26 protein-coding genes are annotated in these 21,470 nt (G+C 57.2%); 9 read left to right on the forward strand and 17 right to left on the reverse strand.

Annotated features, from left to right (window positions below):
• Positions 1 to 95 precede the first annotated feature (95 nt).
• From KO486_RS13715 to KO486_RS13725, 3 genes are all read left to right on the forward strand, one after another.
• Positions 96 to 2,249: a heavy metal translocating P-type ATPase gene (locus KO486_RS13715; protein ID WP_216037842.1), complete on the forward strand. Its 2,154-nt coding sequence runs from the start codon at positions 96 to 98 to the stop codon at positions 2,247 to 2,249.
• On the forward strand, positions 2,249 to 2,641 hold the full coding sequence (gene cueR, locus KO486_RS13720; protein ID WP_216037843.1) for a Cu(I)-responsive transcriptional regulator: 393 nt from the start codon (positions 2,249 to 2,251) through the stop codon (positions 2,639 to 2,641). The genes KO486_RS13715 and cueR overlap by 1 nt, the downstream gene beginning before the upstream one ends.
• 88 nt (positions 2,642 to 2,729) lie before the next feature.
• Positions 2,730 to 3,182: a hypothetical protein gene (locus tag KO486_RS13725; protein ID WP_216037844.1), complete on the forward strand. Its 453-nt coding sequence runs from the start codon at positions 2,730 to 2,732 to the stop codon at positions 3,180 to 3,182.
• Here KO486_RS13725 and KO486_RS13730 read toward each other — a convergent pair.
• Positions 3,179 to 3,988: a division plane positioning ATPase MipZ gene (locus KO486_RS13730; protein ID WP_303435330.1), complete on the reverse strand. Its 810-nt coding sequence runs from the start codon at positions 3,986 to 3,988 to the stop codon at positions 3,179 to 3,181. The two genes, KO486_RS13725 and KO486_RS13730, sit on opposite strands and share 4 nt — an antisense overlap.
• A 373-nt stretch (positions 3,989 to 4,361) precedes the next feature.
• On the opposite strand from KO486_RS13730, the gene KO486_RS13735 reads away from it, so the two are divergent.
• The 4 genes from KO486_RS13735 (at position 4,362) to KO486_RS13750 (ending at position 8,453) form a co-directional block, all read left to right on the forward strand.
• A complete protein-coding gene (locus KO486_RS13735; protein WP_216037846.1) occupies positions 4,362 to 5,684 on the forward strand; it encodes a DEAD/DEAH box helicase in 1,323 nt (440 codons plus the stop codon).
• Positions 5,685 to 5,754: 70 nt separating this feature from the next.
• On the forward strand, positions 5,755 to 6,216 hold the full coding sequence (locus KO486_RS13740) for an NUDIX hydrolase (protein WP_216037847.1): 462 nt from the start codon (positions 5,755 to 5,757) through the stop codon (positions 6,214 to 6,216).
• An 84-nt stretch (positions 6,217 to 6,300) separates the two neighbouring features.
• Complete coding sequence (locus KO486_RS13745) at positions 6,301 to 7,791, forward strand: inorganic phosphate transporter (RefSeq protein ID WP_216037848.1); 1,491 nt, start codon at positions 6,301 to 6,303, stop codon at positions 7,789 to 7,791.
• 122 nt (positions 7,792 to 7,913) lie between these two features.
• The gene (locus KO486_RS13750) at positions 7,914 to 8,453 is read left to right on the forward strand and encodes a hypothetical protein (RefSeq protein WP_216037849.1); all 540 of its coding nucleotides are present in this window, start codon (positions 7,914 to 7,916) and stop codon (positions 8,451 to 8,453) included.
• Positions 8,454 to 8,514: 61 nt separating this feature from the next.
• On the opposite strand, the gene rpmE is transcribed toward KO486_RS13750, so the two are convergent.
• Positions 8,515 to 8,736 (reverse strand): 50S ribosomal protein L31, encoded by a 222-nt coding sequence (gene rpmE, locus KO486_RS13755; protein ID WP_216037850.1) that lies wholly within the window; start codon positions 8,734 to 8,736, stop codon positions 8,515 to 8,517.
• An 11-nt stretch (positions 8,737 to 8,747) separates the two neighbouring features.
• Positions 8,748 to 9,134, reverse strand: a complete 387-nt coding sequence (gene rplS / locus KO486_RS13760; RefSeq protein WP_216038358.1) for a 50S ribosomal protein L19 — start codon at positions 9,132 to 9,134, stop codon at positions 8,748 to 8,750.
• A gap of 296 nt (positions 9,135 to 9,430) precedes the next feature.
• On the opposite strand from rplS, the gene KO486_RS13765 reads away from it, so the two are divergent.
• Entirely contained in the window at positions 9,431 to 10,270 is an 840-nt protein-coding gene (locus tag KO486_RS13765) for an alpha/beta fold hydrolase (RefSeq protein WP_216037851.1), read from the forward strand.
• Positions 10,271 to 10,285: 15 nt separating this feature from the next.
• On the opposite strand, the gene KO486_RS13770 is transcribed toward KO486_RS13765, so the two are convergent.
• The 12 genes from KO486_RS13770 to KO486_RS13825 form a co-directional block, all read right to left on the reverse strand.
• On the reverse strand, positions 10,286 to 11,521 hold the full coding sequence (locus KO486_RS13770; RefSeq protein WP_216037852.1) for an APC family permease: 1,236 nt from the start codon (positions 11,519 to 11,521) through the stop codon (positions 10,286 to 10,288).
• A 172-nt stretch (positions 11,522 to 11,693) separates the two neighbouring features.
• A complete protein-coding gene (trmD, locus tag KO486_RS13775) occupies positions 11,694 to 12,485 on the reverse strand; it encodes a tRNA (guanosine(37)-N1)-methyltransferase TrmD (protein ID WP_216037853.1) in 792 nt (263 codons plus the stop codon).
• Complete coding sequence (locus KO486_RS13780; RefSeq protein WP_216037854.1) at positions 12,475 to 13,257, reverse strand: hypothetical protein; 783 nt, start codon at positions 13,255 to 13,257, stop codon at positions 12,475 to 12,477. Before KO486_RS13780 ends, trmD begins: the two co-directional genes overlap by 11 nt.
• A gap of 32 nt (positions 13,258 to 13,289) precedes the next feature.
• A complete protein-coding gene (rimM, locus tag KO486_RS13785; protein WP_216037855.1) occupies positions 13,290 to 13,817 on the reverse strand; it encodes a ribosome maturation factor RimM in 528 nt (175 codons plus the stop codon).
• A 70-nt stretch (positions 13,818 to 13,887) separates the two neighbouring features.
• Positions 13,888 to 14,316, reverse strand: a complete 429-nt coding sequence (rpsP, locus tag KO486_RS13790) for a 30S ribosomal protein S16 (protein WP_216037856.1) — start codon at positions 14,314 to 14,316, stop codon at positions 13,888 to 13,890.
• A gap of 13 nt (positions 14,317 to 14,329) precedes the next feature.
• Positions 14,330 to 14,632, reverse strand: a complete 303-nt coding sequence (locus KO486_RS13795; RefSeq protein ID WP_216037857.1) for a chorismate mutase — start codon at positions 14,630 to 14,632, stop codon at positions 14,330 to 14,332.
• Positions 14,629 to 15,192, reverse strand: a complete 564-nt coding sequence (locus KO486_RS13800) for a GNAT family protein (RefSeq protein WP_216037858.1) — start codon at positions 15,190 to 15,192, stop codon at positions 14,629 to 14,631. The genes KO486_RS13795 and KO486_RS13800 overlap by 4 nt, the downstream gene beginning before the upstream one ends.
• On the reverse strand, positions 15,189 to 15,686 hold the full coding sequence (locus tag KO486_RS13805; protein ID WP_216037859.1) for a GNAT family N-acetyltransferase: 498 nt from the start codon (positions 15,684 to 15,686) through the stop codon (positions 15,189 to 15,191). The genes KO486_RS13800 and KO486_RS13805 overlap by 4 nt, the downstream gene beginning before the upstream one ends.
• Positions 15,683 to 17,179: a signal recognition particle protein gene (ffh, locus tag KO486_RS13810; protein WP_216037860.1), complete on the reverse strand. Its 1,497-nt coding sequence runs from the start codon at positions 17,177 to 17,179 to the stop codon at positions 15,683 to 15,685. The genes KO486_RS13805 and ffh overlap by 4 nt, the downstream gene beginning before the upstream one ends.
• A gap of 149 nt (positions 17,180 to 17,328) precedes the next feature.
• Positions 17,329 to 17,853: a hypothetical protein gene (locus tag KO486_RS13815; protein WP_216037861.1), complete on the reverse strand. Its 525-nt coding sequence runs from the start codon at positions 17,851 to 17,853 to the stop codon at positions 17,329 to 17,331.
• Positions 17,850 to 18,344, reverse strand: coding sequence for a hypothetical protein (locus KO486_RS13820; RefSeq protein ID WP_216037862.1), 495 nt, complete (start codon positions 18,342 to 18,344; stop codon positions 17,850 to 17,852). The genes KO486_RS13815 and KO486_RS13820 overlap by 4 nt, the downstream gene beginning before the upstream one ends.
• A 37-nt stretch (positions 18,345 to 18,381) precedes the next feature.
• Positions 18,382 to 18,918: an NAD(P)H-dependent oxidoreductase gene (locus KO486_RS13825; protein WP_216037863.1), complete on the reverse strand. Its 537-nt coding sequence runs from the start codon at positions 18,916 to 18,918 to the stop codon at positions 18,382 to 18,384.
• Positions 18,919 to 19,021: 103 nt separating this feature from the next.
• On the opposite strand from KO486_RS13825, the gene KO486_RS13830 reads away from it, so the two are divergent.
• Complete coding sequence (locus KO486_RS13830) at positions 19,022 to 19,900, forward strand: LysR family transcriptional regulator (RefSeq protein ID WP_216037864.1); 879 nt, start codon at positions 19,022 to 19,024, stop codon at positions 19,898 to 19,900.
• Here the strand turns inward: KO486_RS13830 and KO486_RS13835 are convergent.
• Positions 19,897 to 20,928, reverse strand: coding sequence for a hypothetical protein (locus KO486_RS13835; RefSeq protein WP_216037865.1), 1,032 nt, complete (start codon positions 20,926 to 20,928; stop codon positions 19,897 to 19,899). The genes KO486_RS13830 and KO486_RS13835 overlap by 4 nt on opposite strands.
• Before the next feature lie 42 nt (positions 20,929 to 20,970).
• On the reverse strand, positions 20,971 to 21,330 hold the full coding sequence (locus KO486_RS13840) for a metalloregulator ArsR/SmtB family transcription factor (RefSeq protein WP_216037866.1): 360 nt from the start codon (positions 21,328 to 21,330) through the stop codon (positions 20,971 to 20,973).
• Between the last annotated feature and the right edge of the window lie 140 nt (positions 21,331 to 21,470).

Here is a 21,470-nt window from a genome sequence, read left to right on the forward strand (position 1 = left end):
TTGTGCTCATAGGTCCAATGCTGTGTGCACTCCGTCGCTCCTTGACCTTCCCGTTACTGGAACCTCTATATGTCACGCTGAAACAAGGAACTCCCATGACCACTCTCCGATTCGATATTGATGGAATGACCTGTGGCGGCTGCGCTGCGCGAGCCCAAAAGGCGCTGGCTGGGGTCGAGGGCGTCATCTCGGCGAATGTGAACTTGGCGGATCATACGGCAACAGTAGATGCGCCAGCGAAACTTGCGGCCCAGATTGCGGCAGCGTCCAAACGGGCAGGGTATGCTGCCACGCCTCTGGCAGTTGGAGATTTGCCGCAAGACCACGACGATGAAGCGCCGGCCTTATTGCGGAATACCTTAATCGCGGCGGCCCTGACGCTCCCGATATTTGTGGTCGAGATGGGCGGGCACATGTTCCCTGCCGTTCATCATTTCATTGCTCGGGTTGTCGGAAGTCAGACCAGTTGGATGATCCAATTCGTGCTGGCGACGCTTGTTCTGATCGGCCCCGGTCTGTCGTTCTACCGCAAAGGTGTGCCTGCCTTGTTACGCCGCGCGCCAGACATGAATTCGCTTGTTGTGCTCGGGGCCACGGCCGCTTGGGCCTACTCAACCGTCGCAGTCTTTCGCCCCCAGTGGCTGCCCGACGGGTCTGTCGCCGTCTATTTCGAAGCTGCCGCCGTCATCGTCACCCTGATCCTGCTGGGTCGCTATCTCGAAGCCCGCGCCAAGGGGCGCACGGGGGCGGCGATCAAACGGCTTATCGGGTTGCGCCCTGACACGGCCCGCGTCGAAAGGGGTGGCGCGGTCGAAGACGTCCCACTCGATGCTGTGCAAATTGGCGATGTGATTCACATCGCGGCGGGGGGGCGTATTCCGGTTGATGGAGTTCTGCGCAAGGGCGCGGGTTTTGTCGACGAAAGCATGATCTCGGGCGAACCAATGCCCGTTGATAAGGTAATCGATGATGCGCTGGTCGCGGGTACGGTTAATGGCACATCTGCCCTCGTGATGGAGGCCCGCGCAGTTGGGGCCGATACAATGCTTGCGCGGATCATCGCCATGGTCACGCAAGCGCAGGGCGCACAACTGCCGGTGCAAGACCTCGTTAACAAGATCACGCTGTGGTTCGTGCCTGCGGTCATGGCCATCGCCACCGCGACAATCTTTGCGTGGCTCCTGTTTGGCACCTTGCCGCAAGCTCTCGTGGCGGGGGTCTCTGTGCTGATCATCGCGTGTCCTTGTGCCATGGGTTTGGCCACTCCGACGTCGATCATGGTTGGCACAGGCCGTGCGGCGGATCTTGGTGTGTTGTTCCGAAAAGGCGATGCATTGCAGGCGTTACACGGCGTTGATGTTGTGGCGTTTGATAAGACTGGGACCTTAACGGTGGGCAAACCTGCTGTGGTCTCTTCCACGCTGTCTGACGTTGACCTCGCTGCTGTTGCCGCTGTTGAACGTGCATCAAATCACCCCTTGGCAGGCGCCATTGTTGCCTTTGCCAATACCGCGTTGCCCACCGCTGAGAACGTGGAAACCATCCCCGGTCACGGGCTGATAGGCACTGTTGATGGGCGCCGCATTGTGATCGGTAACGCTGCAATGATGGAACGTTTCGGGGCTCACGACAAAACAACGGCAACCGCTGGCCTGACACCTGTATATGTTTCGATAGACGGACAGGGTGCAGGGATTCTGGCGTTGCAGGACGCGGCAAAACAGACCGCGCCTGCGACGGTACAAGCGTTGCAGGAACGCGGGGTTGAGGTTGTGATGATCTCTGGCGACACGCAGGCCGCTGCGGACGCGCTTGGCGCACGATTGGGGATCGATCACGTCATCGCGGGTGTGCTTCCCGAAGGAAAAGTCGACGCGGTTCGTACGCTCCAGAAAGGTGGTCGAGCGGTCGCCTTTGTCGGGGATGGCATCAACGACGCGCCTGCATTGGCAACGGCGGATGTCGGCATCGCCATGGGTGACGGCACCGACGTGGCTGTCGAGAGCGCGGATGTGGTGCTGGTCTCGGGCAATCCGCTGGGCGTGGTGCGTGCCGTTGAAATCAGCCGCCGCACCATTCGCAACATCTGGCAAAACCTCGGTTGGGCCTTTGGTTACAACATCGTGTTGGTGCCCGTGGCCGCGCTGGGCCTGTTGTCGCCGCAACTGGCCGCCCTCGCGATGGCGGCGTCCAGTGTCTTGGTGGTCAGCAATGCCTTGCGGCTGCGTTGGGTCAAAGGAGGGGTCTGATGAACATCAAAGACGCAGCAGAAAAATCCGGACTGCCCCCAAAGACGATCCGCTACTACGAAGACATCGGGTTGGTCACGCCGGACCGCGCTGCCAATGGGTATCGTGATTTCGACGTGGCGCATTTGCACAAACTCACCTTCTTGGCGCAGGCCCGCGGCCTTGGGTTTTCGATTGAGGATTGCCGCAACCTGCTGGCGCTTTGGGAAGACCAAGATCGCGCCAGTGGCGATGTGCGTGCCATTGCCAAACAGCATCTGGCCGAGATCGAAAACAAGATCGCTGGCCTGCAAGCAATGCGCGAAACCCTTGCGGATCTTGTGCACTGCTGCGCTGGGGATGATCGCCCCGATTGCCCGATTATTGACCGCCTACAAGGCAAAGCACAGTAACGGCTGCGCAAAAACAACCAGAACGTGCCTAATTTTTGCCTAAGATGTCTGCGATTTTGTAGTCGAATTTTCGCAAGGAGCAGCATTGATGGCACTCGGCATTGCAAACAATTTGACGACTGAGCGGGCACCCATGGTGCTGGGCATGATAGCGCTTGCTGTTCTGGCAGCGGGCGCTTTCCTGCAGACATACGGTTTGGGCGCAGGTCTCCTTGAGACGTTTTCGCTTGGTGCGACTACGATCTTTGGCTTGATGGCCAAAATCGCTGGCGGTGTCGGTTTCGCGGCGCTGGGGATGTTCGTGTTGCATTCACGTCCGGTTGACGGACCGGTCGAACCCCAAGACGCAATCCCCGTCGCGCCAGAGCCGATCCAAACCTACGAGGCTGTCGAACCAGACGACACCCCCACCACGCCCCGCAAAGCTTTAGGGCTGCGCAAAATTCTGATTGTCATTGTTGGTGCGCTGTTCTTGTTGGGGCTAGCGTCCGCATTGCCTGATTTCATGGGCACAGGGGCCACAGGGCTCAACCCAGCTTAGAAATCGACGGTCACACCCGGCAAATTCAGCGATTTGATCAAGTCGCGAAGTTCTTGGCGAGCCGCGACGTTTGAGATGTTCAAACCCTTTACGCCCAAATCGCGCAGGTCCAGCAATGTCAGGCCACGTGGGAACAATTCACGAAAGATAACCCGCTCGTTAAACCCGGGTGCCGTGCGAAAGCCGATCCGCTTTGACAGTTTTTCGATCGCGGCTTCCATCTTTTGTTTGTTTACCATGTTCTGCGCGCCCATCCGATTTCGGACGACAACCCAGTCAATTGGTTCGAAACCGGCTTGAGCCCGTAACTGACGCGCATTCCAGACCATTTGGCTATAGACCGCCGGACCGGTGATCGTTTCACCGTCGCTGTCAATATGCGCCAACAAGTCGAAATCAATAAAACTGTCATTGAGCGGGGTAATCAACGTGTCCGCCAGCGAATGCGCGACTTGGGACAGGCGCGTGTGGCTACCTGGGCAATCGATCAGGATGAAATCATTGTCAGGTTCCAGCCCCGCGACGGCAACAGACAGGCGATGGTCGAAGATGTTTTCACCATCGCGTAAGGTCGCAGGATCTACCTCGGGGAGGTTGTGGTAAGTGGGCGTTGGCAAGTCCAAGCCTTGCTCGGCCATGTATTTCTGGCGATTGGTCACATAGCGGCCCAGCGTTTTCTGGCGCAGGTCCAGATCAAGCGTGCCGACCTTATGGCCCATGCGCGAAAGGGCCGTTGCTACGTGCATCGATACGGTTGATTTACCCGCACCGCCCTTTTCGTTCCCCACGACGATAATATGTGCCACTGCCATTTGCCCCTTTGTTGATCCGGATCGTTGTCCGAAGTGCGTGGCGTAACTATAGGCGCGACGGGACGCAAGGCAAAGAGGGATTGACTTGTGGGCATATAGGCCCCATTTGCCCCTCAGGTCTGATACCGGCTGCCGCGTGAGCAGGCGCCCCCAAACTACAAACGGGGCGCACAGGAGTATCAGCCAAAGGTTCCCACCATCACGCAGGGGCGCCGCGCCAGTCGGCGGGCCTCGATTTTGTTAGGCATGGGCATTCGGCCCACCGCGAGCCTTTGGCGCATCCCTTTTGCGATGCCGCGGCCATTCGGGCCTGTGGCGACACTTTTACGCGGGCGCTGATGTGTCCGCCCCGATCCAAGGATATATAATGGATTTCGATATGCTGGGCCTCGCGCCCCGACTGATTAAAGAACTGGAACGCCAAGGGATCACTGATCCGACGCCGATCCAAGCCCAAGCCATCCCGCATGCTATGAACGGCCGCGACGTGATGGGCCTTGCTCAAACGGGCAGTGGTAAAACGGCGGCCTTTGGCTTGCCGATGATTGATATGCTCTTGAAAGAACAGGGTAAACCAGACCCAAAAACAGCCCGTGCGCTGATTTTGGCCCCAACCCGTGAGTTGGCAAAACAGATTCAAGAAAACCTTGCAGCTTACACAACAGGCACGCACCTCAAGACCATGTTGGTCGTTGGTGGTGCTGGCATCGTAGGCCAAATCCGAAAGCTGGAACGCGGTGTTGACCTGTTGGTCGCAACGCCAGGCCGTCTGATTGACCTGCTGGACCGCAAAGCCGTGCGCTTGAACGACACTAAATTCCTCGTGCTCGACGAAGCTGACCAAATGCTCGACATGGGGTTCATCCACGCGCTGCGCCAGATCGCGCCGCTGTTGGCGACACCGCGTCAGACAATGTTATTCTCTGCGACCATGCCAAAACTGATGGCTGAACTTGCAGGGGCCTTCCTTGATAACCCGATGCGGGTGCAAGTGAATGCACCGGGCAAGGCCGTGGACCGGATCGAACAATCGGTTCACTTCGTTGCCAAGGCCGCAAAGACCGATCTACTTTTGGAGCTCATAGACAAGCACCGCGATGAGCGCGCGATTGTTTTTGGTCGCACAAAGCACGGGTCTGAAAAGCTCCATAAATTGCTGGAAAAGAAGGGCTTTAAGTCCGCATCCATTCACGGCAACAAGAGCCAAGGCCAGCGTGACCGCGCGATCACCGACTTCAAAGCCGGCAAGGTGAAAATCCTTGTGGCGACGGATGTTGCGGCCCGTGGCCTCGATATTCCTGAGGTAAAGCACGTCTATAACTACGACTTGCCGAACGTACCTGAAAACTATGTCCACCGGATCGGCCGGACTGCACGTGCCGGTGCCGAAGGTATGGCGATTGCATTCTGTGCGCCTGATGAAATGGGCGAACTGCGCGATATTCAAAAGGCGATGAAGGCGGATATCCCTGTCGCTGGTGGCCGCCCTTGGGCGCGTGACGAAGAAGAAGCCAAGCCTAAACGTGGCGGGGGCGGCGGTGGTCGTCGTTTCGGCGGCGGCGGTGGCGGTGGCGGCAAAGGACGCGGCAAACCTGGTGGCGGACGGCCTCAGGGTGGCGGTGGCAACCCTGGTGGCGGAAAGCCCGGCGGTGGTAACCGACGCCGCAAACCGCGCAAGCCGAGCGCCTAAGTTGCAATTCGGCGGGCATCTACCTATATTGTTAGCAAATAATAAAACAAAAACTGGCAGTTAGTAGTAGATGTCCAAAGTAGATACGTTTCTTCGTGACTATGTCGCGCCCATGTTCCGTCGCCCCAAAAGGCTTCAGGTGGCCGCTTTGTGCCACCGTGAAACAAAGCGCGGCAAAGAAGTCTTGTTGGTTACCAGCCGTGGCACTGGCCGTTGGATCATCCCCAAAGGATGGCCCATCGACGGTCTCGCCTCGGCTGAAGCCGCAGCACAAGAAGCATGGGAAGAAGCAGGTGTTGAAAGCGGTCCGGCGAATAGCACCTCCATCGGCAGCTACAGCTACGACAAGGTCATGAATTCTGGCCTGCCTGTTCCTGTTGAAACGCTTGTTTACTCGGTTGAAGTCGACAACCTTGCCAATGATTTCCCCGAGGCGGGCCAGCGCGAACGTAAATGGGCTACCCCAGAAGAAGCAGCAAAACTGGTCGATGAACCCGAACTAAAGTCAATTCTAAGCGTTATTGGCGATTAACGCTGCGGGCGTCACGCTGTTGCGGGATTGAAATTTAGGCGACTCGCTGTCACAGGTAATCCCACTTAATGCGGGGGGGAACCAATGAGTGACAATAACAAGGGCGACGTACGCCACCTTGAAACGCTAGACCGAGATTTGGCGCGCTATTCAACATTAGAAGTCGCGACACAGTATGTGGCCCGCCCGATGGTTGGCCCGGGGATATCTTTGTTGTTCATCGTGCTCGCGGGTTTGGCGGCTGCGCTGTTCTTCGGGCAATCTACAAATTCTATGGTCGTGATCGTTGCGACCTGTTTGGGCGCTTACATGGCTCTCAACATTGGCGCCAATGATGTGGCCAACAACATGGGTCCAGCCGTGGGTGCCAACGCGCTTACTATGGGCGGCGCGATTGGTATCGCCGTCGTGTTTGAAAGCGCAGGGGCCTTGATTGCGGGTGGGGACGTTGTTTCGACCATCGCCAAAGGTATCATCGCACCTGAAAGCATGGGCACTGCGACGACGTTCATTTGGGCGATGATGGCCGCGCTTTTGTCAGCGGCCCTTTGGGTCAACCTCGCGACGTTCGTAGGTGCGCCAGTTTCCACGACACACTCGGTCGTTGGGGGCGTGATGGGCGCTGGTATTGCGGCTGCAGGTTTTGGTGCTGTCAGCTGGGGCACCATGGGCGCGATTGCCGCGTCTTGGGTGATTTCACCTGTTCTAGGGGGTGCGGTTGCCGCGTTCTTCTTGTTCGTCATCAAGTCGCGCATCATCTACCAAGACGACAAAATCGCAGCGGCGCGCCGTTGGGTGCCGATCTTGGTCGGTATCATGGCAGGCGCGTTTGGCGCTTATTTGGCGCTCAAGGGCCTTAAGAAGATCATCAAAATCGATATGCCAACAGCCTTGTTGATTGGTTTGGCGATCGCCGTGTTGGTTTGGATGGTGATGATCCCAGTGATCAAAAAGCAATCCGAAGGGCTGGAAAACCGCAACAAATCTCTCAAGGTTCTGTTTGGTATTCCGCTGGTCGTGTCTGCGGCATTGCTAAGCTTTGCCCATGGTGCCAACGATGTTGCGAACGCGGTTGGCCCACTTGCGGCTATTGTGCAGGTCTCGCAGTCCGGTGATTTTACGCATTCGTTCGGCATCCCGTTCTGGGTGATGGTCATCGGTGCGTTTGGTATCTCATTCGGCTTGTTCTTGTTCGGGCCGAAATTGATCCGCATGGTCGGCAGCCAGATCACCAAACTGAACCCGATGCGCGCCTATTGTGTGGCGCTGTCCGCGGCGATCACAGTGATCGTCGCGTCTTGGTTGGGCCTGCCAGTAAGCTCCACACACATCGCTGTTGGTGGTGTGTTCGGGGTCGGGTTCTTCCGTGAATGGGACGCCGAGCGTCGCCTGCGCAACGCCCGTGCAGCAATGCCGGACAAGCCCGTCTATTCCGTAGAAGAACGCCGCCGCCGCAAACTGGTGCGCCGCTCGCACTTCCTGACGATCATCGCAGCTTGGGTCATCACAGTGCCCGCCGCCGCGCTGTTGTCCGCCGCGATCTTCTTCGTGCTGAACGCGGTGCTGGGGGCGTAAGGGCCAACGGTGGTCGATGCCCTCTCAACAATATATCTCAAGGGCCGCATCTATCTGATGTGGCCCTTTGTTGTTTTTGGATTTTGACTTGGTGCAGGTGTCGTTTGGGATAACATGGCGATATGAAAACTCTTTTTACGCTTTTGGGTTTGGCTTGTGCGTTAGGCGATGCCTCGCAAGTTAGCGCATGTTCGTCTCCGGGGCCGGTATCGTTATCCTACGCGGTTGAACGTGCAGAAATCATTGTCGCGGGTACGATAACGGGGCAATCGGCTTACGAACGAACACGCGCCAGTAATTTGCAAGTTGCGGACGTTTCGACGGTGGTCTTTGATGTGGAACGCGTCCTTCGGGGCGATGTCGTGCAGGCCCTTGAATTCATCGCAATCAACGAAGGGGACAGGATCGCCCGCAACCTTGGAAATCGATTTATCGTCGCGCTTGCTTATACGGACCGGCAAGTTTTCACACCAGACGACAGGTTCGGGGATACTGCTGACCTGCCGATGCTGATGACGGCTTGCGGCACCTACATGTTTCCAATCGGGGAAATCACCGACTTGAGCGGGCGTTTTTTGTTAGAAATCTTCGACGGGGACGGCGACCCTGCCGAAGAGGCGGCAGTCTTCGATCGGTACCTGCGCGGTTCTGGACTTTACTGACCCCTAAACGAAAAACGCCGCCCCCAAGGGAGCGGCGTTTCTAATTCGAACTGTCGTAAGCTTAGAAGCCCAGACCTTCGTATTTTTTCTTGAACTTGGAAACGCGGCCACCAGTGTCCATCAAGCGGGAGTTACCGCCTGTCCATGCGGGATGCACGGTTGGGTCAATGTCCAGCTGCATAGAGTCGCCTTCGGCGCCCCAAGTTGTTTTCATCTGGTACGGAGTACCGTCTGTCAGTTTGACTTCGACGATGTGGTAATCTGGGTGAATGTCTTTTTTCATCTCGATAATCCTTACGCGTCTGCGCCGCTGGAGAGCGGACGGTAGTTTGTCTTTTCAGCGATACGCGCGGACTTACCACGGCGCTCACGAAGGTAGTACAGCTTGGCGCGACGAACGCGGCCACGGCGGACGACTGTAATGCTGTCGATGTTGGTGGAGTGCAGCGGGAACACACGTTCTACGCCTTCACCAAAGGAAATTTTGCGAACAGTGAAAGAACCAGCGATGCCGGAACCGTTCTTACGGGCGATGCAGACGCCTTCGTAGTTCTGAACACGTGTACGAGTGCCCTCAGTAACACGGAAGCCAACACGGATTGTGTCACCGGCTTTAAAGTCTGGGATGTCTTTGCCCAGTTCGGCGATTTGTTCCGCCTCGAGTTGTGCGATCAGGTTCATTGACCGTCTCCTATTTTCGTCGCGGTTGATCCGCGGTGTGATCGGCGCCAGAGCTTCGGTCTTCATCGGGTCGATCAAAGTCGCCCACCGGAGATTTAACGGCCTCATAATGCTAATTGGCGGGTTCGCGGTGAAGAGGTCACGGCCATACCAAAAAGGTCCAACGACTCATTTGGGCCGTAGACTTGGGCCGTATAGGGGCATGCGCTGTTTATAGCAAGTGTTTGCGCTGTGGTTTGACGGGTATTGACGTGTGGCGTCTTTGGCCGAACACTTCCGTATAGGAGGCATCTCAAATGCGATCAGTTTTGACAGCACTTTTGTTGGTCCTGCTTAGTGCGGCACCCGCCATAAGCGAACAGTTCTTGGGCCGCACCGTGACAATATCGGATGGGCGTTCTGACAGGTCGGTTGCTGCGCCCGTGATCATTGCAATGCACGGTTTTCTGGGCACCTCTCGTAATATGCAGCGTAAGACGTCGTTCGACCAGTTGGCGAGGCAGAACGGGTTTGTTGTGGTTTACCCGAATGGCGAAGGGCGTAGATGGAATGATGGGCGTTCGCCAGACAATCCTGTGGATGACGTGGCCTACTTGTCCGCATTGATTGGATCACTGGTGTCTGATGGCCGCGCCGATCCGCAGCGGGTTTATCTAACGGGGCATTCAAATGGCGGCGGGATGGCTATGCGCATGGCCTGCGACCGGCCTGACCTGATCACCGCGATTTCCGTCGTCGCGACGAAGCTGCCGACGGCCTACACTTGTGCAAACGGTGCAGCGGTGCCCGCGATTTTCTTTCATGGCACAGAAGATCCGATCGCACCTCATGCGGGCAGACCGGAGGGGAGCCGCTTAGGGGCCACCCTTTCAGCGCAAGATACGCGAGCAGTTTGGGTACGTCGGAATGGATGTTCCGGTGCTGTTGCGACACAAGAGTTTGATCGCGCCAATGATGGAACCGAGGCGCAGATTTTTCAGTATGCGCCGTGTGCCGCGCCGCTGACTTATGTCCTGATCCATGGTCACGGCCATGACTGGCCCGGACTTGGCCAGCGCAGCACTCGCTTGCAAGGGCCCGCGACCAGAGAAGTCGATGCCGCTCAGCTTAGCTGGTGGTTTTTCAACGCGCTCTAGCCGCGTGTAACCGGATCAAAGAAAAGTGCTGCCCAGCAATACAATGCTGGTGACGATCCCCAATACTGGTACGACCATTGGAACCGAGAAATGATCCCCCGTCGAACTATCGCGTCGTTTGATCATGATCAGCGCGACATTCACAAAGACGAAGACGCCCAAAACGATCTGTGACGTCCATCCCGCAAGGCTTTCGATGGGGAGGAACAACGCCAAGCCCATGATCGCCAAAGCAACAAGTAGCGTGGCCACCCATGGGGTCTGTGTGCGGGGTGACAGGCGGGCAAGAGCGATCGGCAGCTGGCCGCGGTCCGCCATGCCGTACAATACGCGCGAGGCCATGATCATCTGGATCAGCACTCCGTTGACCGTTGCGACGACAGCAACCGCCGCAAACCCGACCTGAATACTGGAGGGCGCATTGGCAAACACCAGCGTCAACGGCTCGGTTGAAGCCGCAAGGTCATCGGTCGGAACAGCCATCAACACGGCGATAGAAACCGCGACATACAGGATCGTTGCGGCGATCAGCGTTAGGATAATCGCGCTTGGTATTGTGCGGCGCGGGTCAGCGACTTCTTCAGCGACGTTGACCATGTCCTCAAATCCGATGAAGGCGAAGAACGCCAGCAGCGAGGCAGCTGCGATGCCGCTCCAATGGGGACCTGTTAAGGGCGGGATAAGTTCGGCAGGCGTCACACCGCCATTCTCGGACATTCCGAAACCCCAAGAGATCACAAAGATCAGCCCGCAGATTTCAATGACGGTGATTAAGGCCGCGACGGTGACGGATTGCGTAATACCCCACCACGCCAAGACCCCCATAGACACGACAACTGCGATGATTAAGGCGGGTTGCGACACGGCAATGAGGCCCCCAAGATACCCCGCCGCGCCGACCGAAACAGCCGAAGCGGACACCATGCCCGAGGCCACGACCAACAGGCCCACCAGCCGCGCGAGGTTGGGGCTGGCAAACCCTGCTTCGACATAAGCAGCCTCACCGGCGCTGACAGGAAACCGCGTCGCGAGTTCTGCATATGAGAAGGCAGTAAAGGCCACAACGATAGCCGCCAGCAGGAAGGATACCCAAGCAAAAGCGCCCGCTTGGGCCACGGTTGTTCCGATCAACACATAAATGCCCGCGCCAACAGTCACGCCCAGCCCATAAAGGGTCAAAAGTGGGAGCGTTAATGTCCGACGAAGTGCCGGCGGGTCAGATGCACCCTGACCGCTGTGTTTGATATTCAATTTGGGACCTAACTTGCGTTGGTTTGCGGCACATGGCGTCTGTTCTTAGGCTAAAGTCTCACATGCATACTAACCATCCATGCGCTCGGCTACGCATTGATCAGGATCAAGAGCTATAGCGGATCTTCCGCTTCCGGCATTTGACGACGACGGATGATCTGCGTGATGTCTTTTATGTTTTGTCTTGCTTCGCCCATAAATCGGGCCGCCGTTCCTGCGTGATCTTCTCGGACATATCGCGCCGCCATTTCGCGACCTTTTTATGATCCCCCGACGTCAGAACCGGCGGAATTGTGCGGCCTTCCCATTCGGCGGGGCGGGTGTATTGCGGGTGTTCGAGCAGCCCGTTGGAATGGCTTTCTTCAACGGCGCTTTCTGCATTGCCCAAGACACCGGGCAGCAAGCGCACGCAGGCGTCGATCAGTGTCATCGCGGGCAGTTCGCCACCTGTCAAAACGTAGTCGCCCATGGAAACTTCCATGATCTCGTAGTGTTCTAGAACCCGTTCATCAACGCCTTCAAACCGGCCACACAACAGGGTCACGCCGTCCTGTTCGCTCAGGTCTTGGGCTATTTTTTGTGTGAACGGCACGCCGCGCGGGCTGAGATATAGCAACGGCATCCGGCCACGCGCCTTGCGGCGGGTGTCGCCGATCGCGTTGGCCACAACATCGGCCCGTAACACCATGCCCGCGCCACCACCCGATGGCGTGTCATCGACGTTGCGATGCTTGCCGACGCCATAACGCCGCAGATCAGTCGCCTGTAGCTGCCAAATCCCGTCTTTTAGCGCCTTTCCCGTCAGGCTTTCGCCCAACAACCCCGGAAAGGCGTCGGGGAACAATGTGATGACCTGCGCCGTCCACGCATTGGCAAGCTGGGGCTTGTCGGTCATCAACTCTTGTGGCTTGGCGCTGACCTGCACCGACTTGCGACCGATAGATTTGGTGGGTTTATCCGTCATCTTCTTGTGCCTTTCCAAGCAAATCCATCTTCGCCGCCTTCAGCGCCTCATCCGACAATGCGCTGCGGTTCAACGCAAGCAAATCATCTACTAGCTCATCATCGGGGCCCGCATTTTGAGCCGGATGGGGCGTTAATCGACGGCCTAGATGATCTGGTAACCCGATAAGGTCAATGAGAGGTTGGGCAGGCCCCAATTCCCCTGTGAGGTCTTTTAGATCGGCGACGTGAACCGCGCCCGTGATCGCCTGTTCAACATTCCGCGCCACTTTGCCTAAATCCGCCGCACCACCGTAAGTTGCCTTGTAATCGGCCTCATCCATCACCAATCGGGATGTACGCAAGTTGTGTTTGTACGAAGACCGAAGCCATGCGTCTGGCGCGCGGGTGGTGAACTGAAACACCACATCGGAGTCGGCGCCGAAAACATCGCGGATCACCTGTTCGGCGCGGGCCATGAGGGCAGGGGTTGAGCCGTAATCTGGCTGACCGTCTCGGCCGGGCATGCGACCCGAAAGATTTTCATCTGAAATAAGAACGGCGCGGTTCTTGACCTCGAGCGCGCTTAACACGTTGCGCAGGTCCTCTCCGAATTGATCCAGCAAAGCGTCCGTTCCAAACCGTGCGTAGCGCACGGCCATGCGGGCGGCACCTTTGCGCAATCGCCCCGGCAGCACGAGGGCGCACCGCGGATAAATGTGCTTGCCATTGGCGCGAAGGAAATCTTGCGCCGTCGTTGTGCCGGTTTTGTGAAAGCCAGCGTGGACGATCACGCGCGGCCCCTGCATCTAAGTGAACTCTGGCATTACTCGGCCGTGTCGTCTTCTGCGAACAACCCACGCGGCGGGTCGAGCACAATGCGCCCTGATGCCAGATCAACCGTCGGCACGACGGCCTTTGAAAACGGCACCAATACGGTGTCTTTGTCGCTTGGGCTGATAATTTCGAGCAGATCGTCTGCGCCGTTGCTCTGAACGGCCTTCACGCGGCCCAGTTCAGCGCCGCCAGTGTCATAGGTCATCAGGCCGACAAGGTCGGCGTGGTAAAATTCGTCGTCGGGTAGGGACGGCAGTTGTTCGCGCGTCGCAAACAGCTCCATGCCGCGCAGACCGTCGGCTTGTTCTTTGGTGGTGATGCCATCTACGCGGGCGATCAACGCGCCCTTGGTCTGGCCCTTTAGGACGATTGTCGTGATCAACTCGCCGTCGGCGCGCGTCAGCGGTGTGTAATCGGCCAGTGCCTCTGGGTCGGCACAGAATGATTTTAGGCGCACATCCCCATGGACCCCAAAAGATCCTGCGAGTGTTCCGACAGTGATGCGTTCGTCAGACATGGGCAAATCCTAGTGCGTCAATGTGGTGGGGCGATCCGTGTCGCCCCACCAAATAGCGTTAAAGCGGCGCTTATTCAGCTGCGGCTTCTTCTGCTGGCGCTTCCTCAGCAGGAGCTTCTTCTGCAGGTGCAGCAGCAGCTTCGGCAGCGGCTTCAGCCGCAGCAGTAACTTTAGCAGCTTTTTCTTCAGCGCGATCAACAGCTTTCTTGCCTGGCTCGCCTTTTTTCAGGTTTGCGCGTTCTTTCTTCTCAACAACACCAGCTGCTTCGAGGAAACGGGAAATACGGTCTGTTGGCTGTGCGCCTTCGCCCAACCAGTAGTTGACGCGTTCCATGTTCATCTGAACGCGGTTTTCGTCGTCTTTGGCCAGCAACGGGTTATATGTGCCGAGCTTTTCTACGTAACGACCGTCACGTGGCATGCGGGAGTCCGCAGCAACAATACGGTAAAACGGGCGCTTCTTGGAGCCACCGCGTGCGAGGCGAATTTTCATAGCCATGATGTTAGTTCCTTTAGGGTTTATCTTGATGATTTTTGTGGTGCTGAATGACTTCAGCGATGATGAAGTTGAGAAACTTCTTGGCGAATTCGGGGTCGAGTGACGCCCTGTCTGCCAAATCTTCTAGTCGTGCGATCTGCGCTTCTTCGCGGGCGGGATCGGACGGGGGAAGGTCGTGGCTGGCTTTGAGTTTCCCCACAGCCTGCGTGTGTTTGAACCGCTCGCCCAAGGTATAGACGAGGATCGCATCAAGGCGATCAATGCTGTCGCGGTGTTCTTTTAGAAGGTCCGCCGCGCGGATAACAGCGTCGGTCATGTCAGGCTCCCTTTGTGGTGGCGCCAAATGTTGACGAGTGGGCTGCCTTCGTCGTCGAAATCCCCACCTGGTGCATTGGCGATGCGGGTTTCTTCGGCATCAAACGTCGCGCCCAGTGCTTTTGCCACGGCGACAGAGGCATCGTTGCCTTCATCAATGTGGCTTTGCGCTGTGTCTGTACCAATCACGCCCCAAGCCCAAGGAATGACCGTGCGCATGGCTTCAGTGGCGTAACCGTTGCTCTCATAAGCCGCGTCATAAAGCGCCCAGCCGAATTCAGGTTCTTCGATATTCACAGGGTGAAAAATGCCAAACCCACCCAAAGGCGTTTCAGGATCAGACTTAAGCGCACCGATGAAATAGCCATAGCCACGCAGCATCCATTGACCAAGAAACCCTGCAAAGCTGCGTGCGGCATAGCCTTCGGCAACAGGTCCGCCAACGAATTTTGCGCGTTCCGACATCAAAAACGCCATGAACGCTTTCGCATCGGACAATTGCGGCGGACGCAGCACCAGACGCTCTGTTTCGAGTGTTGGAATAGTAACAGTAAGGGTCATGACGCGGCCCCCAACCTGAGTGTCATCAATTCGGGCGCATAGTGTGGACCTGCAACCATCTCGTCGTGTTTGTAGCCAAGACGATCTGCCACACGTAGGGAACGCGCATTTTCTGGCATAACATGAACTGTCAATTTCGGGCCTGCCCATGCGCTGAGCACGGCGCGGGCCGCTTCGGTCGCATAGCCCATGCCTTCGTGTGCGGCGTCCCATAGGCTCCACGTGAGTTCAATTGGGTCAGTTTCATCAATATGCATAACACCGACGTGGCCGATGGCTGTTCCATCTACGTCGATGGCATAGCGGCCGTAGCCCCGCAAAACCCATTGGCCGACCATAGCCATAAACCGTTCCACCACCACATAACGCGGCTTTGGTCCGCCGACACCACCGGTGCGGTCGCCTGTGTAATAGGCGACGTAGCCTTCGAGATCGGCGACCTCGAACTGGCGGAGCGTTAGGCGCTCTGTGGTTATGGTGGTGGGCAGGGTCATTTCTTTTTACCGAACCCAGATAGGCCGGGGGGCAGGGCAGAGCCGCCCAAACCAGGCAGTCCGCCTGCTGGCATATTCGCGCCCAATTGTTTTGCGGCTGCTTCCATTGCGGCTGGGTCGTTCATGTCCGGCATGCCGCCGCCTTTGCCCATCATGCCCTTCATGGCTTGCTTAAGCATGCCACCTTTACCCATCTTGCCCATCTTCTTCATCATGTCCGACATCTGACGGTGCATTTTGATCAGTTGGTTGAGTTCGCGCACCTCAAGGCCGGACCCGGCGGCGATGCGTTTCTTGCGGGATGCCTGCAAAAGCTGCGGGTTGGCGCGTTCTTTCTTGGTCATCGAATTGATCAGCGCGATCTGGCGTTTCAAAACGCTGTCGTCCATGCCGGATTCTTCGATCTGTTTGGCCGCCTTTTTCATGCCGGGCATCATACCCATCATGCCTTCCATGCCGCCCATTTTCATCATCTGGTCGAGCTGCATTTTCATGTCGTTCATGTTGAACCGGCCCTTTTGGAACCGTTTCATCATACGCTCGGCTTGCTCGGCCTCGATGGTTTCTTGGGCTTTCTCGACCAGCGACACGATATCGCCCATGCCAAGGATACGGCCCGCGACACGATCCGCGTGGAATTCTTCGATCGCGTCCATCTTTTCGCCAAGACCGACGTAGCGGATCGGTTTGCCAGTTACGGCACGCATGGACAGGGCTGCACCACCGCGACCGTCGCCGTCCATCCGTGTCAGGACAACGCCGGAAATGCCAATGCGTTCGTCAAAGTTTTCAGCGGTGTGAACGGCGTCCTGACCCGTCAGGCCATCAACCACCAGCAACGTCTCACGCGGGTTGGCGACATCGCGCACCGCTTCGACCTGTTGCATCAGTTCTTCGTCAATCGACAGGCGGCCCGCAGTATCGAGCATGTAGACGTCATAGCCACCAAGGCCAGCTTGGGTCTTGGCGCGCTTGGCGATCTGAACAGGGTTTTCACCCTTTACGATTGGCAGGGTGTCGACACCAATCTGCGCACCCAAAATCGCCAGCTGTTCCATCGCGGCAGGGCGGTTCACGTCAAGCGATGCCATCAACACGCGCTTGCCTTCACGCTCAAACATCCGCTTGGCAAGTTTCGCCGTCGTCGTTGTTTTACCAGAGCCCTGCAAGCCGACCATCAGGATCGGAGCAGGCGGGTTGTCGATCTTCAGTTTGCCGTCGCCACCGTCACCAGCCAGAACATGCACCAACTCGTCGTGTACGATCTTGACGACCTGCTGACCGGGTGTGACCGATTTCGTGACGGACTGGCCAGACGCCTTATCTTGGACGGCTTTGATGAAATCCCGCGCGACGGGTAGGGAAACGTCAGCCTCAAGCAAGGCAACGCGGACTTCGCGCAACGCTGTTTTGACGTCGTCTTCGCTCAGCGCACCTTGTTTGGTGAGGCGATCAAAGACGCCACCTAGGCGATCTGACAGTGACTCGAACATGGGCGCATCCTTTGCGGCGGTTTCGTCGGTGCCCCTGATATAGGGACGATTCAAAGCAGTTTTACCCCAGTGGGCGCAACGCGCTGACTGAGGGCGATCCTTACGAAAGCAAGGACCGGAGGTTTAAGACTCCGGATTTCCTGCTGCGTTTAGGGTGCAGAGGCCTCAGAGTCAACACGCGAACGCCATTCCTTCATCCAGTCGCTGACTCTGTTGGAGACATGCAAAGCGTCGCCTGCGCGAACAGGCAGGCGGGTCAGTTTATGACGGCCCTCATCCATGCCTTCTTTGACAAAAAGCGTAATGACACGGGTTGGGTCCTCGATGGCTGGGCCATGTCGCCGATCGCGGGTCACGCGGGTCGATTGCACCTCGCCGAGCGGCCAGTGGTGTCGGTGAAAACCCGAAATCGTGCGGTGACGCAGTTCGGCTTCGCCGGTTGCCGCATTAAGCACCAACATGGATTTTTCAGCGGAAAGAAGGGCGGCTCGCAATGTCCACACAACCGACAGGCACACCACCAAAAGGAAAATGAACCAGCCGCCATCAGGGACCCGCAATCCGAGCAAGGCAAGCCAAGAGAAAAAGAGCGTCGCAATGGAGAGGCACAGCGGGCGTTTCCAACGTGTAAACCGCACCACCAACAGGTCCGGCGTGTCGGTCGTCACTTTCATGCAGCGGCCTTTAGCCAAGCGTTCATTGTGTCGCGCAACTCAATCGCTCTTTCTCGCGGCAAGGGTGCAACGGCGATAAGATAGTTGCCGGCGTCCATGCCGCCCGTGATTACAAGATCCAACAAGTAGTCAGGGGCCGTTTCTGGCGTTCGGGCAGTTGTGAAGCGGGGGAGTGCAAAATCGACTCGCGCTACGTGGCCCAGATCAAAGGCGTGTCGCTGATAGCCCGCAATCGTCTTGTGACGGATTTCCACGCGGCGAGTCTTGCGATCAAACACGATCTGTTCCCGGCGTAACCCGAGAAACGCTATGAGCAATAAAATAGCCGCAAAGAACGTCAACAGGAGATACACCCAGATCGGATGCCGCTGCGGGATGGCGTAGATAATCAACCACACGAATCCTAGGCCAAGCGGCGCAAACAACAACGTCGCGCCCACTGTCCGTGCCCCTGCGACTAGGGCATCAGCGGTATTTGTTTTGATCTTCATGGATCGCAGTCAAACGCGACCCATGAAGCGGTGTCAATTAGGCGGCAAGCGGTGGAACAATATCTTTGGCCGCCACGAATTCGACGTCCGTAATGCCGATGAACCCAAGGAACACGCGCAGGTGTGACGATAGAAAGTCCATCTCACTCCCGACGGGGACACCACCACTCGCCACGGCGATGATGGCTTTCTTGCCCGTCAAAAGGCCTTCGGGGCCGTTTTCTGTGTAGCGAAACGTCACACGGGGCCGTGCGATCAGATCCATCCATGCCTTTAGCGATGCAGGGGCTGCGAAGTTGTAGATCGGTGCGCCAATAACAATGACATCTGCCGCAACAGCCTCGGCGACGATTTCGTCGGACAGGGTAAGGTGCGCGGCGTCTTCAGCGCTGCGGGCGTCGGGATCAGTCAATCGTGCGTCCGCCCAAGCACCGTCAATCTGTGGGAGGGGCGTTTCGGCAAGGTCACGGTAGGTAACTGTGCCACCAAGGTCTGCGACCAGTTTCGCCGATGCAGCGCGGCTGATGCTGGTGGTCGTATTCGCGGATGCGTCGATATGAAGGATATGTGTCATTTGGGACCTCATGAATGTGTGATGTCAGTCATATGGCCTTTGCGTTGGCGAACGCTATAATCCATTTTCAACAGTACGTGTTCATATTTGCACAGGAGCCATCATGGACAATTGGGACGAAATTCGCACCGCCTATCAGGTGGCTCAAATTGGCACCGTGAGTGGCGCTGCTGATGCGCTGGGCGTCCACCATGCAACGGTCATCCGCCACATCGATGCTTTGGAAGAACGGCTCGGCGTGAAACTGTTTCAGCGCCACGCGCGGGGCTATACGGCCACGGAAGCCGGCCAAGACTTGATGCAAGTCGCGACGGCCACCGACGATCAGTTTGCACAGTTAGAAGGCCGTATTCGCGGGCACGGCGAAGGGGTCTCGGGGGATTTGGTTGTCACATCGTTGGTGATGCTGTCGCCCGTGCTTACACCGGTTCTCGCTAGATTTAGGCAGGAAAACCCCGATTTGACCGTGCGGTTCCTGACGGGTGATCGCCTGTTCCGCCTTGAATACGGCGAGGCGCATGTTGCAATCCGTGCGGGCAAAGCGCCTGATCAGCCCGACAATGTGGTGCAACCGTTTCTGGCGCAAACCGTGCACCTCGTGGCGGCACCTTCTTATATTGAACGCAACGGGCTGCCATCCGATGAGGCCGACCTGCGCAATCACTGGTTTGTCGGCAACGACAGCATAGAGAGCCGCGCGCCGTTCTATAAATGGCTGGCCGCGAAGGTTCCACAGAACAACGTCGTCTTCCGGACGACCGACATTCGCACGACCATTGATGCAGTTTTGGCGGGTGCGGGCATCGGCTTTGTGACGTCGCTCGAACTCAAGGCCCATCCTGAGCTTGTAGAAGTCATTCCGTCCAAGCCGGATTGGTCAGGGCAGTTGTGGCTCGTGACCCATGTCGACCTGCACCGCACAACGAAGGTTCAGGCGTTTTTGTCCTTCCTAAAAGAAGAAGCAAAAAGCTGGGAGATTTAGCCATCCGACTGGACCGCGAGTGATTGCGCGATGACGCCGTAGAGGGCCGCGGGAACCGTGGCGTCAAAGGAATGTGTGGGCAGGGGGCCTGTATCGTTGACATCAAAGACGGCTTCGACGTGATGTGTCGGTTGGGCGCGATAACTGATCAGGGGAGTTTGGCCCGTGACACGAGGGTTCAGAAGACCGCCGCCCCGTGTTTGGATAACACCGACAACATGAACGGCTTGGGACATCGCGCCGTTGTGCACCGCAATCCGCCAAAGCGCCCAAATGTCAGCGGGCATAAGGTCCGGGTTCTTGGATCGGGTCAATCGATCAACATCAAAAACCACGGTTGGTCGTTTTTGATCGGGGATGCCTTCCTCGCATAACGTCATTTCTGGGATAAGGCTGATCAGAGCGCGCCCATAGGTCAGCGTTGTCGTTCCAGCAGGGCAAGTCGCGCCGTTGATCGGCAGGCGATACCGCTGCAAAATTTGGTTCGAGCCGCTGCTTAGGATCGCAACCTCGGCGGCGATCCCCTCATAAAGCATCAAAGAACAGGTTTCCGAACATCCGGACGCAGCATCGCGACCCATATCCAGTGATCGCCCGTCTTGCATCACTTTCAGTCCAATGACCCCATCAAGGGGCGGCGGTACGGGGGTGAGCGTGCTGTCATGGATGTGAATGGCCGACAGGTCGGGTGGATTAGGGCCGTGCTTTAGCCAATAATCGAGAGCACCAAAACTCAGCGCGCTGACAATCAATGCCGCGCCGCCAGCAATCACAGACGTCATCCGTCTGTTCAGGGCGCCATAGGCGATCCGCAATGGCAGCAGGAACGCCGCCAGCGGGACAGATGAAAACAAGATGGCCTGAACTGGCGCGCCAAGGGGCGTGCTGGACGTTCGAACCAATAAAGCGCCCCCAGTCGGCAAAAGGGTAAACGCGGCTAACAGGGCAACCGCGATCAAACCCCAGTCCCAAACGGGAAGGGCAAGAGGGCGAACGTCGCCTCGGGTGTTTGTGCCTTGGACGGTCATCCGCTGTCTTTGCCATCAAAGGTCGGCAAAAGTTCGGCGAAATCAGGCTTTGTCCGAGGCGCTATCTCCATCCGGCAGTTCTAACGCGAGGAACCTTTCAAAATCGTCAAGATTGACGGCCTCAAATTGCCCAAACCCCTGCATCCAAACAGAGGCTTCTTTCAGGGCGTCTGGTTCCAGCTTGCACCACTTCACACGCCCGCGTTTTTCTTGGCTGATGAGGCCGGCCGTGGTCAAAACTTGTAAGTGTTTGGAGATCGCAGCCAACGACATCTCGAACGGTTCGGCCACATCGGTCACAGCCATATCGTCCTCCAGCAGCATCGCAAGGATCGCGCGGCGGGTCGGGTCGCCAAGGGCGGCGAAGACGGTATCAAGTTTAAGAGTCGAGGGCGTGGCCATAGGTGTATTGAGCCTATGACAAGCTAAACGTCAACCAAATGGTTGAATGTCGCAAAACGCTGCGCGAAGGGAGCCTGCGTCAAAATGACCATCGATGCGTGAGAGTAAATACATAATTTTCAGCACCTTAAAGGCTAAAT

This window comes from Octadecabacter sp. B2R22, assembly GCF_018861045.1.
GTDB lineage: Bacteria > Pseudomonadota > Alphaproteobacteria > Rhodobacterales > Rhodobacteraceae > Octadecabacter.